Source organism: Caballeronia sp. GAWG1-5s-s, from assembly GCF_023631445.1.
In the GTDB taxonomy this organism is placed as follows: Bacteria; Pseudomonadota; Gammaproteobacteria; order Burkholderiales; family Burkholderiaceae; genus Caballeronia.
In genome coordinates this window covers 1-15,638 of the sequence record NZ_JALQDC010000038.1, presented here as the reverse complement: position 1 = coordinate 15,638, position 15,638 = coordinate 1, and the positions used below count along the sequence as shown (strand labels likewise).

The following is a 15,638-nucleotide window of genomic DNA, read 5'->3' as shown; positions in this document are numbered from 1 at the left end:
TCGTCGAAACCCGATTCTCTCGGATTTCCAACGGGGAACCGCCGCCTTCAACCTTCAACTACGCCCGGGACATTGCCCCGTTGCCGTGTTCCGTACGGTGCAGACTCCCATCGTCCCAACGAAGACCAGTTACAAGGGCCAGACGACTCGACCGTCGCCAGCAAAACGAACGTCGGCGACCGCCCGCCCGGTAAAGCCAGCGGCCTCTGCTCCCGTGTTAGCCAGCGCGGCGGCTGACGGTGAGTGGTCGACCTTCTGAGGTTGGGGTGTCTGCGTACCGCTAAGCAACCTGCGCCTCGTTACTCAGAGCACCCATATGCAGTGGCGCGTGCCACTAAACATCTTGGCCGCCGAGCCGTTATCAAGCGAAGGCGGGCGCATCAGCCTGCAACGGATCAAAAAAATAGCGGGGCCTCACGAGCAATGACGATAGGCGAAGAAACGACAATCTATGTTCAGTTACAGATCGACGTGTACGGCGGCTGCATTGAGCTAATGAGCAGAGACGTCCCGGAGGCAGAGGCGCGTCGCATGTTCAGCAAGGTGGTGGCCGATCCTCGATCGGTGAAAGAGGATATCTCAGCGTTGCTTGCGACGGAAACTCGCGGCGACACACTGCTATTGGGTTACTCGGCGCCCGGCCTTCGCGGTCGTCACGGCACGGTTGAATTCGCCCTTGAGCATGCAATTGATGCTGCCGAGAAGTATTTCGGCTTTCCGGCCGATGAACTACGCGCAGCGCTCCAACCCGCTAACGTCTCCGCGCTAATCGATGAGCGTGAACGCGGCATGGAGCGCTTGCAGGACGAGTTCCCTGAACTGGCCGAACTCTATGAGGCATCTGTCGATGCCGTCGACGACTTAAGGGAAGATCCACCGCACGAGGTAACGCGAGAGATCGCGCTGACGCGTGGAGCACTGCACTAAGGGCGGCGTCATTAGCATGTGGCAAGACGCGACACCCGATCGCGCCGTCTCGTAGTCGCACCTAGTTCTCCTAGGCGAATGCATTCGCCTGACGCGTCCCCGGTAGCATGCGATCGAACTCGCGCTTGACGATGCCGGTCGTCAGACGGCCGATAGGTGAAGCGAGCGGGAACCCCAACGCAACATAGACGAATCGGATAATGATAGACAACGAAAGCGGCCATATCGTGCGCCGTGAAATTTTCCGCTGCACTGGGCAGCAGCTCGACGCAATTTTGCTTTTCGGCGAGCAGCGCCATTTCGACGAACGGCCGCTGCAGTGGGTGGTCGCTCAATACTTGCAGTCGCCGGCAAGCCGGGGCTGACCAGATCCGGGTTAGGGCGGTCGTGTGCAAGAGCGAGCGCAACGCCCCGCGCTTGATGTGCCGTGCGTGGCAAGGCAGACGCGCCGGTAGCCACTCGAAACGACGTTCGCTTTTGCAGTGACGTACAGAAGGATTCACCGATGGTAAATGCACAAACGCGCTTGTTGGTCGTCGATGACATGGCCACCATGCGCGGTCTTATCCGGAAGATGCTGAGGGCGATTGGTTATCTAATCATCGATGAAGCAGATAGCGGTGTTTCAGCGCTCGAGAAATTACGCACCCAGAAATTCGACGTGGTGGTAACCGACTGGAACATGCCCAACATGGACGGGCTGACTCTGCTGCAGGAAATCCGCAAGTCCGAGGGACACGCTGACGTCCCAGTGCTAATGGTGACCGCCGAGAAGAAGCGCGAAAACGTTCTTGCGGCTATTCACGCCGGTGCTAGCGGCTATGTAGTGAAACCGTTCTCCGAGGCTGCGCTGGCCGACAAGCTCGCTCAGATCGCACCGCTACCGAAAACCGATGTCGCGGCAGACCGCGGCCCGTCGGTCTTCGGCGCTGTCTTCATGTGACACGCTGGCCGTCGCCCGCAAGAACCGCCGCGGCACGCGACAACGAATTATGGACACAGTAGACGAACATTGGGCTTTCGACGATGACTCGTTAGGGAACGACGCACGCGCGTTGAGCCGCAGCATCGAGGTCATCCGGCGGGCTCGTGGCAGATAAAATCCGCGTGATTGCCAGCCGGACAGTGAGGAGTGGATCGCTGTCTGCCGCGACTTCGTGCGTGACTTGCGCTGGGCGCTGGGGTTGGTTGACGACGAGATCTCGCATCGTCCTATGAACGATGACTGATCGCCGCGCGGTCGCGGCTGGCCGTTCCGGAATGGCTCACATACGCCTTCCATGCCCACGTTAGGTCCCGAGTCCAGATAGCAATCGTCGCTCAGCCTCGGCAAGGAGGATGCGGGCGTATTCAGAGATGAAAACCTCATCACCGTGGTCCGTGCCCAAGAAGCCCGGGGTGCAGGCGTCTTGTCTCGGCAACGAACGCGGACCGCGCACTCGCGCAAGCGAACGTTACGTCCGCAACGATTTTTTACGCCACATCGTGGATCTTGCCCACGCGCTTCTGATCGTCGGAAACGATGAAGGCGGTCGCGTCGACGCCGCGGCGGGTTCCTATGAAAACAATGCTTGACGCATCGATGCTGAAGGCCATGCTGCCGACTCCCCGAGTTTGAGCCGAGCGGCTGCTCGGACTTGTCTCAAGGCTATCGCCCGGCCCATGAAGTCAAGTGTCGAACGGAGGCCGGCCGCAGGATTGCCGCCGGTCCGCTCGGTTATCTACCGCTGCGCGCGAACCGGGGCTTTGCCGGGGCATTAGCGGGAACGAAGATATTCGGCGGCGGCCAGCACTAGGCGCCTCATGAGTTCGTCGGCGTCGTCGCCCGCCGCTAGTTCGGCTTCGCTGGCCTGTATGTTTTCGGCGGCCTTGCTCTCGCGTTCCAGGTGTTGCCACGCAAGCATCAGCTCCCCGATTTGCTGATCGTTGAGGAATGCGCTGAACCGGTCGCCCACGAAAGCAAGAAATTCTTGGTAGTCGTCGTGTCCGAGATGGTGCCCTTTGCCGAGCCGCCGCAGCGTTTCGGTGCTAGACATCATGTATGGACCTGCCGCACCTCAAGGTACGCGGATTAAGCTTGAGGTCGGTTACTCCGCGGCTCAGAGCCGCCATTGAGGGGGCAGGTCTTGAACAAGTTTAGCAAGTACGTAGGCCTGGATGTACATCAGGAAACGATTGCCGTGGCGCTCGCCGACACGGCCGGCGAGGTGCGGTATATGGGCGAAATCGCGAACACGCCCGAGGCCATCGCGAAGCTCATGACGCAGCTCAAACGCGGCACGAGGCGGCTGGCGTTCTGCTACGAAGCCGGCCCTTGCGGCTATACAATTTGCCGACAGCTGCGGGAGCTCAAGCAGGACTGCCAGGTCGTGGCCCCGTCGCTGATTCCGAAGAAGCCGGGCGAGCGGGTGAAGACCGACCGGCGCGATGCCCTAAGCCTGGCGCGCCTGCATCGCGCCGGCGAGTTGAGCCCTGTGTGGATTCCGGATGAGGCGCAGGAGGCGCTGCGCGATCTGACCCGTGCGCGTGAGGACATGAAGCATCTGCAACGCCAAGCCAAGCAACGGCTGTTGTCGTTTCTGTCGCGCCGTGGCCATCGCTACACGGGCCGCTCCAGATGGACGCAAGCGCACTGGCGCTGGCTGGAAGGCATCAAGTTCGCCCGGCCGGAGCAACAGATCGTGCTGCAGGAATATATCGACACGGTGCAGGCCTGTGGCAAGCGCGTGGTCAGCCTCGACCGCGAAGTCGAGACGGCTGCGCACGCCAGCCCGGTTTGGCCGGCGATCGAGGCGTTGATGGCGCTACGTGGCGTCAGTCTGCTTGCGGCTGTAACGGTGGTCGCGGAACTCGGTGATCTCGCACGGTTTGCCGGCCCGCCCGAACTGATGGCCTATCTGGGCCTGGTGCCCAGCGAACACTCCAGCGGCAAGCGCGAGCGCCGCGGTGCCATCACCAAGCCGGCAACAGCCATGTCCGGCGGGTACTCGTCGAAGCAGCGTGGACGTATCGCCATGCTGCACGAAAGACCGCGATCCTGCAGCGGCGCGCAGAGCGTACGGCTCCCGAGATCCAAGAGATCGCCTGGTCGGCGCAAAAGCGGTTGTGTCAGCGGTTTCGAAACTTGATGGCACGCGGCAAGCTCAAGAACCAAGTCTGTACCGCCATTGCGCGAGAACTCGTTGGCTTTATCTGGGCTATCGGGCAACATGTTGTTCCCCTCAGGCGAGCCTAGCCGCGCATGAACGGTCGAGCCGGTAACAGGATGTTTGGGCCAGGACCAGGCAACGGTGGGAGAACCCTCGCTCTTGCACTAGGAGGCAACTGGAAACAGCACAACCCTCGCACCTAGATTGAGGCAGCTCCCCGACGTTTCGTTTGTCATGCGGTAACCAACCCGCGCATATCAGAATGATCAACCGTCGGATAACCGCCTCGTCCTGGCCCAAGCATCCTGTTGTTGACGGCCGTCGAAGAAGACGGCTTGGCATTGGTCGTGAGCACGCAAGTGCCGCGCTCGTGACCAATGCATAGGATAGGAATCCGACGTCGCGTCAAGCTTCGGAGAACCGCATTTGGTACTTGACAGGGTCCATACATATCAGTGTAGTGCTTCGCTTTTCTTGGAACCAAGGCGGCGATTGGCGCGAATGACTTTCTGCAAGATGTCATTGGCCTTAGCAGTCCACACGAATGGTTTGGGATCCTGGTTATGCACGGCGATGTAGTCCTTGATAGCCACGATCAGATCCGGCACGCAGCGGAACACGCCACGGCGCAAACGTTCGGTCGTGATATCGCGAAAGAAGCGCTCTACCATATTCAGCCACGATGCTGAGGTTGGTGTGAAATGCACTGTAAAGCGAGGATGTTTCGCGAGCCACTCCTTGACCTTCGGGTGCTTGTGGGTGGCATAGTTATCGCAGATCAGATGCAACTCCTTGCCCTTGGGAGTCTCGCGCTCGATCTGGCGCAGGAAGGCGAGCCATTCGGTGTGACGGTGGCGCTGATCGCAGCGGGCGATGACAGAACCATCGAGAGTATTGAGCGCTGCGAACAGGGTCGTGGTGCCATGACGTTTGTAGTCATGCGTCTGGGTGGCCGCACGGCCTCTCTTCAAAGGCAGTCCGGGCTGGGTACGGTCGAGTGGCGAAAAGCTGCGTGGCAACCCCATGACGTCTCACCCAGTCAACGCCTTAGATCATCTTCGATTTAAGTATTTAAGTTGGATGCGCTGGGGGACACTTCTATCCGGAACGCCTCCACTCGTCGCCTGTCCGGCAGAGGCGTGGAACGGCACCTCCGGATAGTCGTCGACGCATCACCATCAAGCGTTCACGGCAGATTGCTGCTCGCGCGAGCCGATGCGCGATAGATGGAGCGACCTGACCGACTGTCGTCAGTGCCGCGACAATTCGGCGGTGACGTCACAGCTCGCGAGAAGGTCGAGGAGTGCGTTGATATCCACCGGTTTGACGAAGTGATGGTCGAAGCCAGCCGCTTGCGCCTTTAGTCGGTCTTCCGCCTGCCCGTAGCCGGTAATGGCAATGAGGACAGGGGACTTCTGTCCCTTGGAACGTAAGTGAACTGCCAGTTGGTATCCATCCATTTCCGGCAAGCCGATATCCAGCAAGGCGACGTCAGGCTGAAACGACGAGGCCGCTGCCAGGGCATCGTGGGAGCCGTAGCACGTGTGCGTCTCATGCCCTTCCGACTGGCAAACCAGAGCCAGCGAGTCCGCAGCATCGCGATTGTCGTCGACAACCAAAATGCGAAGCGTATTCCGTGGTGACCGCAAGGGCGCCGTTTGGTTGCCGACCTCGGAAACTTCCTCTTGTCGATTCAGGCGCGGAAACGACAGGGTAACCGTTGTTCCAAGCCCCGGTCCGGGACTTTGAATATGTATCGACCCGTCGTGCATTTGGACCAACTTGCGCACGAGAGATAATCCGATGCCTAGGCCGCCTTTCGCGCGATCAAGCGTGCGCTCGCCCTGAGAAAACAGATCAAAAATCCGAGGAAGCAAATCTGCAGCAATACCCGCACCGGTGTCCTCGACGACAACATTGACTCGCGCTGCGTCCGACGAAACGCGAACGCGGATGTCGCCGCCAGCGGGCGTGTACTTGCAGGCGTTGTGCAGGACGTTGACGACAATCTGCGCCATTCGCGTCGTGTCCCCGCATACCCAAACGGTTTCCCGCGGAACGTCAATCGTAAGCGTTTGTTTGCTCTCCTCGACTTGTTGGGCCACTGACTCGGCAGCGCCGTAGATAACCCCGCCTATCAGAAGAGGTTCCCGTTTCAGGACGATGCGGCCCTGGGTGATCCTTGAGACTTCAAGCAAGTCGTCGACGAGCCGTGTCATGTGGGAGATTTGACGCTCCATCGAGGCAATGAGTGACTCAGGGTTTCCTACCGTTGCGCCCCGGCGTAGCAAGCTCACCACCGTTCTGAGCGGCGCGAGTGGATTTCTCAGCTCATGCGCCAGCATTGCCAGGAACTCGTCTTTTCGCTTGTCGGCGTCTCGTAACGCGATCTCCATCCGCTTGCGTTCGCTGACATCCGAAAGGCTAGCAACAATAAGGTCAGCGCGGCCGTCTTGGCCGCGTTGCAGCACTGCACTCCCGTTCATCCAATGCTCGGCGCCGGAAAGCCCGACGCGTACTTCGAAATGAACGGCGTCCTCTCTATTCGCGCTTAGCCGCCGAATACCGCGTTCGAGGATAGGCCGGTCGTCCACGTGAACCCGGGCCATCGCCTGGTCGTAAGGAAGCTTGGTCACTGACGTCGAACTGACTTGCAAAGGTGCACTCGCGCCTTCAATCGAGAAGACGTAACTGCCGAGATCGAGCGTGACGATAATGATGCTTGCTGCTTTCATCGCCACGGCGAGCCGCAGGTTACGTGCTTCACTAACCGCCTGAGCATGCCGTTGCTCGGTCACGTCCATGGTCGTCCCAAACCATTCGTACAGCGCCCCGCGTTCGTCGCACAATGGTACGGCTCGCGCGAGCATCATTCGGTACTTGCCGTCGGCCCTTCGCATCCGGAAGCATGCCTCGCGCGGGCCCAATTCGCGCCGCGCCTGCGTCCACTTCTCGTTCAAGTTGTCTCTGTCATCCGGATGCACAAGCGACATCCATTGATGCCCGACAAGTTGTTCGCTGGTCAAACCTGTGAACGCCTGCCATTCTCCGTCGATTGGCTGCATTTCTCCGTGACAGTTTGCCGACCAAACGAGCGCGCCGGATGAACGGGCAAGCTCTCGATAGCGTCGTTCGCTTAGGCGAAGGGTCGCTGCCGCAGCGCGAATCTCTGACACATCAAACGTGACGCCGAACACCCGGGGAAAGCCGCCCGAAGATTGCCGCAGCACGTGAGCCTTCAAGCGTAGCCACCGTATCGCCGCGGAGTCCGTTGAGATGGGGAACTCTATCTCAAACGAACCGCCTCGATCGAGGGCAGCAGCAATTGACGTCAAGAATCGCTCGCGATCCTCCTCGGCTACCTTCCCCCAGAGCAACTTGAGTGGCACCTCTGTCACGTTGGCGTCGATGCCGTAAAGCCGGGCAAGAACAGGCGTTATCCGAGCGTTGCCTGCCGCAAGGTCCCATTCCCATGCACCTAGGTCCGCCGCTTCAAAAGCGGATAGGAGGCGCGCCTCGCTCTCTGCATGAAGGTCCCACCCACGCTTGCATTCGTCGACGTTAATACCGATTATTTGAAACTCCAGCAGGCTAGAAGCAAGTTCCTCGGTTCGCTGAAGGTACAACCGGTGCCACCTTAGTTGGCCGTCAGTACCGAGTAACCTCGCGTACACACTTTCCTCACGGCAAACCGAGCCTAGGGCTAAGACCTTACATTCGACTGTTGCCACATCGAGCGGCGCGATGAGTCGCCGCCAGGGGACGCCGGCATTTTCCAAGCATGTGCCGAAATACCGCCGGGCGGCTTCATTTGCATGCGACACGGCACCGTCCGCATCAACCGTCAAAAAAAGCAGATGTGTCGATTCAGTGAGGCGTGGTGTATGCACAAAATCCATATCTCGATGCCTGTTTAGCCGGCGTTGTGACAGAGCCCAAGGCAGCCAATTAGGGTGCCGCAATGATCAGGCATGCTGACGACGCAAACACGTCGCGCAGTGCGTTACGCACAACCCTACTTGGCCCTATGAGGTGTTCGCGGGCAGCCGATGTCGAGCCGCATTCGCCGATCCGAATGTTCGGGAATGTTCGCGCCGTTGGAAGCAATGTGTTCCTAGCGGGAAGCGAGCGACCGCTCAAGATCATCGTGGTTAGTTTCGACATATTTGCGCGCCCACAAGACGGCTTCATACTCCGCGGCGAGGCTTGTTCCCGCCAGGCGGGGACAAACAAACGCCACCTTGGGCACGATGCCTCCCCGCCCGACGTCACTGATTCGGGAGAAACGAACGGTGCATCTCCAGCCGCGTGCTTCGTCTTTCGAAGGAACGCACTCAACAAAGTAAGCACCTGCTTTATACATCGCGTCACCTTTTACGCTTACGTAACGGTTTTACTTCATAGGAGTGGTCAAACGCAATGCCAAGCGAGGGCGCCCGACTGTGAAAAGATCGGGGTGATTCAACGTTTGAGATTTGTTCCAGCATTTGCGTCCGGACATTCGTGCTTTGACGGCGGAGTGGACGCGGCAACCGTTATAGCCTGCCAATAAGCCGGTAATCTCGACGATCGGAGCGTCGCAGAGCACCGTTGCTAAGCTTCACCGGTGTTACCTCAGTCGAAGGGGGTCTCAAACCGGTTCGATTGCCGTAGCAAATGCGCCCCCCGATGGCACGCACGGCTCTTTCGCCGCCCTGCGGCGTGCGCGCAATTTAGGGAGTCGGAATGGAATCTACGTACGGAACACTGCGTCCCGACGAGCGGTGCCTCAAAGGCTGCGTGGCATGAAGAACAAAAAAAAACCGCATACGAGGGGTGCATGCGGTAGAAGGCGTGGAACCACGCCCGAGAGAGCCTATATTTTAAACATCTGGATTTTCGTGAAAACTGATCCCATTCAGGTTGCATGCGCATTTTTTGCCCACGAAAAATGGACGGCGCGTCCTTTTCAAGGAATGTCAGCTTAGGTACGTTCTGCACTCCTCCAGAAAGTGGATCATTGCGCGACCCTCCAGCATGCGAGCGGCAACACTGAACGCCGGACTTGGTTGTTGGTTAGCGTGCCTTTGGCGCGCCAAGAGCGCACACAACGTTGCGTTCGCGGATCGGCTTGCCGCTCGCAGGCCCAATCAGGCCACGATCGAATCCGCGAGCCGAGCGGTAGTCGGTGTCGTCGAGTACGGCACTGTGCATCGAGTCTGACGCGGAAGCGCCACGGCCGGGGAGCTTTCGTAAATGCCTCGATCCTCACCGCCACGCTGTGTCAGGAAGGCCCACGCGACTCTTTAAATGCCGCCCCTGGAGGCGCCAAAGCGACACTATGAGTGTCGTTTTGCTGCAGACTGTGTTCCCTTACCGGACTAAAGTGGCCGCGCCGCGCTCAAAGCACTAGACGCCCGCGCGTCGGGTTTAATGCAGCGGAAGGTCCGGTTGCGAGCAATGGCACCCTTATTGCTCGTCAAGCGTACGAATAGTCCGCCACCGAACAATATGAAAGCAACAATTTGGGGCCATACTCAGCTGCCGGATGGGCATGAAGAGGTTCACCGTTTCGCTTTCGAACTGCACGACGGAAGTGCAGCGCCGCCCGTCCGCGAATCTGTTTCGCTGCGTACCGCACGTGTCGTGGTCGCGCATCTACAAGATGGCAACGCGTTGATTCAGATGTTCCGAGCCATCGTAAGCAGCGACGCGGCGGGCTACGATCGCTTGGTCGGACAGAGCTTCGAGGACGATTTTGTCGAGAATGGTCCAAGCGATCGCGTCGATGACTCGGCAGGATGGCAGAACGCCGATCGTTAGCGATGGAGAGCTATATTTCGGTCCCAATCGTCTTGCCTGACAGCGCCAAGGACTGCGTGCGCAGTCCAGCGTTTCGGCCACTAAACCCGGACGCGGTGCGCGACGCGGCGCCCCTGCATCTGCATCGGCCAGTCAGGAACGGGCAATTCGCGGTGATCGAGCTCCGCCATTCCGTAGGCAAGCGCGAACTGCCTAGCCGACATCGCGGATGGGAACTGCCCGAGCATACCGCTCGCGTGCCTGTCGCCATCGGGTGTAGCCACCACGACCATCGCTGTATAGAAGTCGCCGTCATCAATAGCGACGGGTGACAGTATGCATCCCTTGTAGAGGACGTCAAACTCAGCTTCCATGGCTGCTTCTCTCAAGTTTTATTGTTTCCCTAATACTAGAACACCCGCGGCAATATGTACACTTAGACAAAAGCGTAACGAGCAAAGAATTCTGATTGCACGACGTTAGTGCACCTTGGCTGTCGGTGGCATTCCCAGGTGATCTCAACAGCAATCAGCACCGGCTTTGAACGAATCACGCCCAAGTCATGCACCTTTTCCCAGCGAGCATCGATAATCAGATACGGATATGCTTCCTCCAACGGCCGGTGCGCGAACTTCGCCAGCGTTGCGTTGAGCCCTCTATTGATGGCGGGAATCGCTGAGACCGAGAGGCTGTGAACGCACAGATCTTCGCTGTTCACCTCAGCGCTTCCACTGCCGGCCGGTTCGCACTACGCTTGGTCGTGGCCATATTGCAAGCCCTCCCGAGGGCCGGTTAACGAACTGGATATTTCACTCCTTTCTCAGCATCTTCCTCCTAGCAGTTTTTGCGCACTTCTCGGCGTTTACCCCGGCAGGCGAAGATCACTTATCCATCAAAGTAAAGCGACGATGTACTCCCACCTTAGGACGGGCCATAATCCCGCACAGACCACTCACGGCCTCCTGCCGTGCAAACAACGGACGGGCACACCTAATGCACCGCCTACATAATCAGACTTTACTATGTTGCCTTTTCGCTCCTCCCACCGCTCTTCCCTTCCATGGACCGGCCGTCGCGTTCCGGCCACTGGAACGCGCCTGCGCGTTTTGGTCGTCGATGACAACGAAAACGGGGCGCTGGCTTTGGCCGCTTACCTGTCGCTGGAAGGCATGGACAGCCGCACGGCCTTTGGCGGCCGGCAGGCAATCGAGGCCGCGACGATTTGGACGCCACACGTTATCCTGATGGATGTGTCAATGCCCGAGTGCAACGGCATTGAAGCCTCCCGCTCACTGCGACGCGATCCCCGGACCGCCGGCATTGCGATCATCGCCTTTACGGCTTTGGATGAAGCCGAGGTGCGCCGGCAATTGAGAGATAGCGAGTTCGACGGCTATTTGCAGAAAGGCGTCGCCCTCGGGCAGATGCTTGAACTCGTCAGGACGTTTGTGCAGTGATGGCTGTGACTGCTCGACCGACGATGCGCTGTTCGGTTCGACCCACCAGGATAGGCAAATCCACGCCCTACGAGAGAGGTTTCGTACGTCAACAGTGAGCATATGTTTGCAACCCGTACTGAAAGCGCCGGCTCGCGCCCGACGTTGGCCGGATGGACCCGGCCCAACCCGGTCAGACAGCTTCCTCCAAACGAGCCACTCGGCGGGATCGATGTCCATCCAGCCGGAACGCCGGTAAACGGCTGGTGGCGAACTCACCCGATCGGCCAATTGCGGACTTCCGTAGGTGCCGTTAGCCTGCCCTTCGAATGGCCGCTGCTCGACGCTCAGCGGTCTGCTACAGCTGCGGTCTCCGTTCTCTCCGTGCATCGGGACACCCGGTTCCCGAGTTGCTCTGTACGACCAACGTACAGGTGGCGCGTTTCGTTCCGGGAACGCCCTTTTTTGAGCGGCTGCGCATGTCCCGTCATTCCTTCGCAAGGACACTGGCCAGTTGAACCATGTTGAAGGGCTTGGCCATCACTCGAATACCCAAGCGCTTCGCTCTGTCCAGTTCCTCAGCATAGCCGGTCATCAAGGCGACTTTCTGCGTCGGCCAACGGTGCAACACTTGCTCAGCGAGGTCAATGCCGTTCAGGCGCCCTGGCATGTGGACATCCGTGAGAACGACGTCGAACCGGTGTCCTGCATTCAGGTATCGAAGGGCGTCGTCAGCGGTCAACTCGTGATGTACTTTGCATCCGAAAACGTCGAGAACGGCGGCAAGGCCCGCTGCCACTTCCTCGTTGTCTTCGACGAGAAGAACCTCAGTCGCGTCGGATAGCGGCCTCCCCGTTGTCTCGGCGGGCGACGTGTCAGCCGTCAAATCGGGCCCAACGTACCGCGGCAAGTACAGGCTGACGGTCGTGCCAACCCCAAGTTCGCTTTCTATGAACGCTGTTCCGCCGGCGTCTTGGCACATGGCGAGCACTTGTGGAAGGCCGAGTCCCGTCCCCTTGCCGACCGCTTTCGTCGTGAAAAGAGGTTCAAAGGCATGGCGCAGCGTCTCTTCGGTCATGCCCAAGCCGGTATCAGTGAGAGACAGCACCACAAACTCGCCCGGATGGCGACCGCCGACGTGGGTTTCGGCCTTTGAGTTACGGCACCGCAAGAGGAATCGGCCTCCGTCAGGCATCGCATCTCGCGCGTTCACAGCAATATTGATGATCGCTATTTCGAGCTGCGACGGATCAGCCAACGCTTTCCAGACATCAGGGGCAACGTCCACGTCGAATGCAATGTCGCTGCCCAGTGCGGTTCGGATAAGGCGCTGAGCTGCCGCGAGCCAGGTTGGGAAGTCGATGACTTCGTTGTGCAGCGGCTGTTTCCTCGTGATGCTCAGCAGCCGCCGAGTGAGCGCCTCAGCGTTGGCCGTGGCCTTCGCGACCGTCTGCATCTCATTGTGCAGATTGTTGTAACCCTTATGCCGCGCGATCTCGACGTTGGAGGCAACGACCATTAGCAGATTGTTGAAGTCATGCGCGACACTGGCGACGAGGTTCCCCAGCGCGCTCATTCGCTGCGCTTGCCTTGCCTCCTGCTGCGCCAATGTGCGAGCTTCAAGTTCGTCACGCCAACGTTCCGATGCAAGCTGCTCTGCCCAAAGCAAGCGCAGCGAGAAGAGGAGTAACAGCCAGACCGCAATGCAGGGAAGCAGCAATGCAGCGCAAAGCACCGCAAAGCTGCGCGACCAGGTTGCGTAGATGGCGGCGATCGAATAGCCGCTTACCGCCAATACGGGGTATTGCTCGATGCGGCGAAACGCATATATGCGCTCCACTCCGTCAACGGCCGAAACTGTGCGCATGGTCCCATTTCGGAGGTCGGTGTTCAAGGTCTGCTCGAACGCTCGACGGACAACCCCGGAGACGCGGCCAAGTTCGGATGCCGCCACCGGAGGGTACCGTACCAAAATCTGCCCACCGTCGCGCTGCAGGCCAACCACGAGCGCGCTGTCACCTGACGTAAGTTCTCTGTAGTACTCGTCGAAATAGCTTCGCCGCAGGGCCACGGTCAGCACGCCCAGGAAGCTTCCATCGTCGGCGAAGCGAGCAATGCTGGTGGAGAACACCGCGTCTCCGCTCACAATCATGTAGAGCGGACCCGAGACGTAAATTCCCCCGTGGCGACTTCGGGCGCCTTCGAAGTCGTCCCGCGTCGCGATTGATACCGGAGCCGCTGGAAAGGATCCACTTGATAAGACCATCTTGCCGTCCGGTCCGAACACCGCGATCGACTGTATCTGTGGATATTTGTCAGCAATCGCAGCAATTTGCGCATGCAAGCCGGCCTCGCTCATCCGAAGCTCCGGCGCGCTGCGGTCTCCGAGTGCTGCAAGCAAGCGCACGACCAATTCCTGGTTCAGATCCAGGACTTTCGCTGCCTGCTCCTGCGCGACCCGCGCCAGACGGTCGGTCACGGCCTGTGCGTCATGGAATCGTTGCTGGTAGTCGTAATAGCCATATCCGCAGAGGCAGGCGAGGGGAATTACCACTGCGATGAGCAAAGCCAGCCTGAGCGCCCGTTGCGTGACGCCGAAATTGCGCTTCCTGGGCGAAGGTTCGTCCTCGGGGTGCACTGTCGCGCCGACCTCGGATGTTCGCTCAAGCATGGATGAGACCTAGGCCGCCGGGAAGTCCGATTCTGGCTAGCCTTCTCCGAATGTCGTCGAGGTGTCGCTACTGTACACCGGTTTGTTGCCTGCTTCGCGCGGTGCCCCGGGGCTCGGCACCAGCGGAGATCGACATACTCTGGGTCGGCATTGCGTAGAGCCGCTACGGCGGTCGACCAGTTCTGTCGCCTACCGACCGTTAATGGCGGCTTCGATCGGCACTTATTCGCAGGCCGGCGCGCAGTTCGGGTTTAATCTTCTGTGGGTGGTTCTGCTGACCTATCCCTTGATGACCGCGATCCAACTGGTCAGCGCGCAGATCGGCCGCGTAACCGGGAAGGGGCTTGCATCGAACGTACGCGCGCACTATCCGGCATCGCTACTTTACTGCGCGGTTGGCCTGCTCATTGTGGCCAACGTCATCAACATCGCCGCCGACCTGTCGGCGATGGGCGCCGCAGTCGGATTACTGCTGCCCGGTCCGCAGCACCTCTATGTCGTCGTTCTTGGGGCGTTCTCAGTCGTCCTTCAGATCTTCGTGCCCTATGACAGGTACGCGAGCATTCTGAAGTGGACAGCCCTATCGCTGCTCGCATACGTCGCAGTAGCGTTCATTGTGCCGATCCACTGGGGCGATGTTGCTCACGCTATCGTCCTGCCGAAGATGTCGCTGAAGCCGGACTACCTGACGACGGTCGTCGCAGTGCTCGGCACGACGATCAGTCCGTATCTGTTCTTCTGGCAGGCCTCGAAGGAAGTGGAAGAGATGCGATCCGCGCCGGGGCAGGCTCCGCTGCTTCGCGTGCCGCAACAGGCACCCGCGCAATTGCGCAGAATCCGCTTCGATACATGGGTCGGTATGGGGGTGTCCAACTTCGTCGCTTTTTTCATCATGTTGACGGCGGCGGCGACGCTCCATCTGCATCACATTGAGGTGCAAACATCGTCCGACGCCGCGCGAGCGCTCGAACCAATTGCCGGCCGCTTTGCTTACGACCTGCGCCGCGCCTCGGTTCGCCGGCCGATGAGCGCTGCGGGGACGGTCCGGCCCGATCTTCTGACAACGAATTATGTCATAGAATCGGCGGCCTATGAAGAAAAGTCGATGCCTAAGACGCGAATTGACAAACTTAATGCGGACTTATGCAAATTGACGACTTTATTTCGTTCGGAAAGGAAGGAAGTCGTCAATTCGCACCCATCGATTCCGCCGGCACCGCGATTTTGGATTGACAGTTTTTATTGCGTTCTACGGCTGGTGGCGCTCGGTGCCGCGCATCGGCGCGTTGCGTGCGCGGGCGATCGTCGCGTGGCTGCGGCGGCATGAAGCGACGCTTGGCGTGAAGGTCGCCGCCGACGTCGACACGGCGTCGCTGGTGCCAACACGCACGAGTGAAGGGAAGGGGGCGACCGCGTCATCGTGGTCGGCGGCGATCCCAGCGAACCGCGGCTCGCGCCGTTTGAGCACCTTGCGGTCCCGGTAGAGTTATCCGGCGCTGCAGGCTTCAACCGAGCGACGAGCTTTGCGTTCATCCGCGCCGAACACGACCTCGCGGCGGTGCATGCGTACCTTCACCGTTATCGCGACCGACCGACGACCTTGCGCGCGTACACGCGCGAGCTCGAACGGCTGATCCTGTGGAGCGTGGTGGTGCGGCGCAAGGCGCTGTCGTC

The 15,638-nt window shown here is 59.5% G+C and carries 12 protein-coding genes and 4 pseudogenes; 9 read left to right on the top strand and 7 right to left on the bottom strand.

What is annotated here, in order from left to right:
* Positions 1–423: 423 nt before the first annotated feature.
* From NCR34_RS26065 to NCR34_RS26055, 3 genes are all read left to right on the top strand, one after another.
* On the top strand, positions 424–927 hold the full coding sequence (locus tag NCR34_RS26065) for a hypothetical protein (protein WP_250501267.1): 504 nt from the start codon (positions 424–426) through the stop codon (positions 925–927).
* A gap of 200 nt (positions 928–1,127) precedes the next feature.
* Positions 1,128–1,292 (top strand): hypothetical protein, encoded by a 165-nt coding sequence (locus NCR34_RS26060; RefSeq protein ID WP_250501266.1) that lies wholly within the window; start codon positions 1,128–1,130, stop codon positions 1,290–1,292.
* Between the two features lie 140 nt (positions 1,293–1,432).
* Entirely contained in the window at positions 1,433–1,870 is a 438-nt protein-coding gene (locus tag NCR34_RS26055; RefSeq protein ID WP_250501265.1) for a response regulator, read from the top strand.
* Between the two features lie 530 nt (positions 1,871–2,400).
* On the opposite strand, the gene NCR34_RS28110 is transcribed toward NCR34_RS26055, so the two are convergent.
* Entirely contained in the window at positions 2,401–2,523 is a 123-nt protein-coding gene (locus NCR34_RS28110; protein WP_284506708.1) for a hypothetical protein, read from the bottom strand.
* 161 nt (positions 2,524–2,684) lie between these two features.
* Positions 2,685–2,966 (bottom strand): hypothetical protein, encoded by a 282-nt coding sequence (locus tag NCR34_RS26050; protein WP_250501264.1) that lies wholly within the window; start codon positions 2,964–2,966, stop codon positions 2,685–2,687.
* An 87-nt stretch (positions 2,967–3,053) separates the two neighbouring features.
* On the opposite strand from NCR34_RS26050, the pseudogene NCR34_RS26045 reads away from it, so the two are divergent.
* A pseudogene (locus NCR34_RS26045) lies at positions 3,054–4,162 on the top strand (IS110 family RNA-guided transposase).
* A gap of 366 nt (positions 4,163–4,528) precedes the next feature.
* Here the strand turns inward: NCR34_RS26045 and NCR34_RS26040 are convergent.
* Positions 4,529–5,074, bottom strand: a pseudogene (locus tag NCR34_RS26040) (IS630 family transposase); the annotation flags it as partial.
* Between the two features lie 252 nt (positions 5,075–5,326).
* Positions 5,327–7,975, bottom strand: a complete 2,649-nt coding sequence (locus tag NCR34_RS26035) for a hybrid sensor histidine kinase/response regulator (RefSeq protein WP_250501263.1) — start codon at positions 7,973–7,975, stop codon at positions 5,327–5,329.
* Positions 7,976–9,566: 1,591 nt separating this feature from the next.
* On the opposite strand from NCR34_RS26035, the gene NCR34_RS26030 reads away from it, so the two are divergent.
* Positions 9,567–9,878 carry a hypothetical protein gene (locus tag NCR34_RS26030; RefSeq protein ID WP_250501262.1) on the top strand — a complete coding sequence of 104 codons (312 nt, stop codon included), beginning with the start codon at positions 9,567–9,569 and terminating at the stop codon, positions 9,876–9,878.
* Between the two features lie 80 nt (positions 9,879–9,958).
* Here the strand turns inward: NCR34_RS26030 and NCR34_RS26025 are convergent, their stop codons facing one another.
* Positions 9,959–10,231, bottom strand: a complete 273-nt coding sequence (locus NCR34_RS26025; RefSeq protein ID WP_250501261.1) for a hypothetical protein — start codon at positions 10,229–10,231, stop codon at positions 9,959–9,961.
* Positions 10,232–10,350: 119 nt separating this feature from the next.
* A pseudogene (locus NCR34_RS26020) lies at positions 10,351–10,578 on the bottom strand (transposase); the annotation flags it as partial.
* 385 nt (positions 10,579–10,963) lie between these two features.
* Between NCR34_RS26020 and NCR34_RS26015 the strand changes: the two are divergent.
* On the top strand, positions 10,964–11,314 hold the full coding sequence (locus tag NCR34_RS26015) for a response regulator (RefSeq protein WP_250501260.1): 351 nt from the start codon (positions 10,964–10,966) through the stop codon (positions 11,312–11,314).
* A gap of 466 nt (positions 11,315–11,780) precedes the next feature.
* On the opposite strand, the gene NCR34_RS26010 is transcribed toward NCR34_RS26015, so the two are convergent.
* Positions 11,781–13,964 carry a hybrid sensor histidine kinase/response regulator family protein gene (locus NCR34_RS26010; protein ID WP_250501259.1) on the bottom strand — a complete coding sequence of 728 codons (2,184 nt, stop codon included), beginning with the start codon at positions 13,962–13,964 and terminating at the stop codon, positions 11,781–11,783.
* A gap of 202 nt (positions 13,965–14,166) precedes the next feature.
* Between NCR34_RS26010 and NCR34_RS26005 the strand changes: the two genes are divergently transcribed.
* From NCR34_RS26005 to NCR34_RS25995, 3 genes and pseudogenes are all read left to right on the top strand, one after another.
* Complete coding sequence (locus tag NCR34_RS26005; RefSeq protein ID WP_502800126.1) at positions 14,167–15,291, top strand: NRAMP family divalent metal transporter; 1,125 nt, start codon at positions 14,167–14,169, stop codon at positions 15,289–15,291.
* The gene (locus NCR34_RS26000; RefSeq protein WP_250501258.1) at positions 15,233–15,448 is read left to right on the top strand and encodes a phage integrase family protein; all 216 of its coding nucleotides are present in this window, start codon (positions 15,233–15,235) and stop codon (positions 15,446–15,448) included. Before NCR34_RS26005 ends, NCR34_RS26000 begins: the two co-directional genes overlap by 59 nt.
* Positions 15,385–15,638, top strand: a pseudogene (locus tag NCR34_RS25995) (integrase); the annotation flags it as partial. The gene NCR34_RS26000 and the pseudogene NCR34_RS25995, both read left to right, overlap by 64 nt.

Bases quoted from the DNA above. Each gene is read 5' to 3' on its own strand.
- NCR34_RS26065 (WP_250501267.1), top strand. From the start codon at position 424: ATGACGATAGGCGAAGAAACGACAATCTATGTTCAGTTACAGATCGAC.
- NCR34_RS26055 (WP_250501265.1), top strand. From the start codon at position 1,433: ATGGTAAATGCACAAACGCGCTTGTTGGTCGTCGATGACATGGCCACC.
- NCR34_RS26025 (WP_250501261.1), bottom strand. From the start codon at position 10,231: ATGGAAGCTGAGTTTGACGTCCTCTACAAGGGATGCATACTGTCACCC.
- NCR34_RS26030 (WP_250501262.1), top strand. From the start codon at position 9,567: ATGAAAGCAACAATTTGGGGCCATACTCAGCTGCCGGATGGGCATGAA.
- NCR34_RS26035 (WP_250501263.1), bottom strand. From the start codon at position 7,975: ATGGATTTTGTGCATACACCACGCCTCACTGAATCGACACATCTGCTT.
- NCR34_RS26050 (WP_250501264.1), bottom strand. From the start codon at position 2,966: ATGATGTCTAGCACCGAAACGCTGCGGCGGCTCGGCAAAGGGCACCAT.
- NCR34_RS26010 (WP_250501259.1), bottom strand. From the start codon at position 13,964: ATGCTTGAGCGAACATCCGAGGTCGGCGCGACAGTGCACCCCGAGGAC.
- NCR34_RS28110 (WP_284506708.1), bottom strand. From the start codon at position 2,523: ATGGCCTTCAGCATCGATGCGTCAAGCATTGTTTTCATAGGAACCCGC.
- NCR34_RS26060 (WP_250501266.1), top strand. From the start codon at position 1,128: ATGATAGACAACGAAAGCGGCCATATCGTGCGCCGTGAAATTTTCCGC.
- NCR34_RS26005 (WP_502800126.1), top strand. From the start codon at position 14,167: ATGGCGGCTTCGATCGGCACTTATTCGCAGGCCGGCGCGCAGTTCGGG.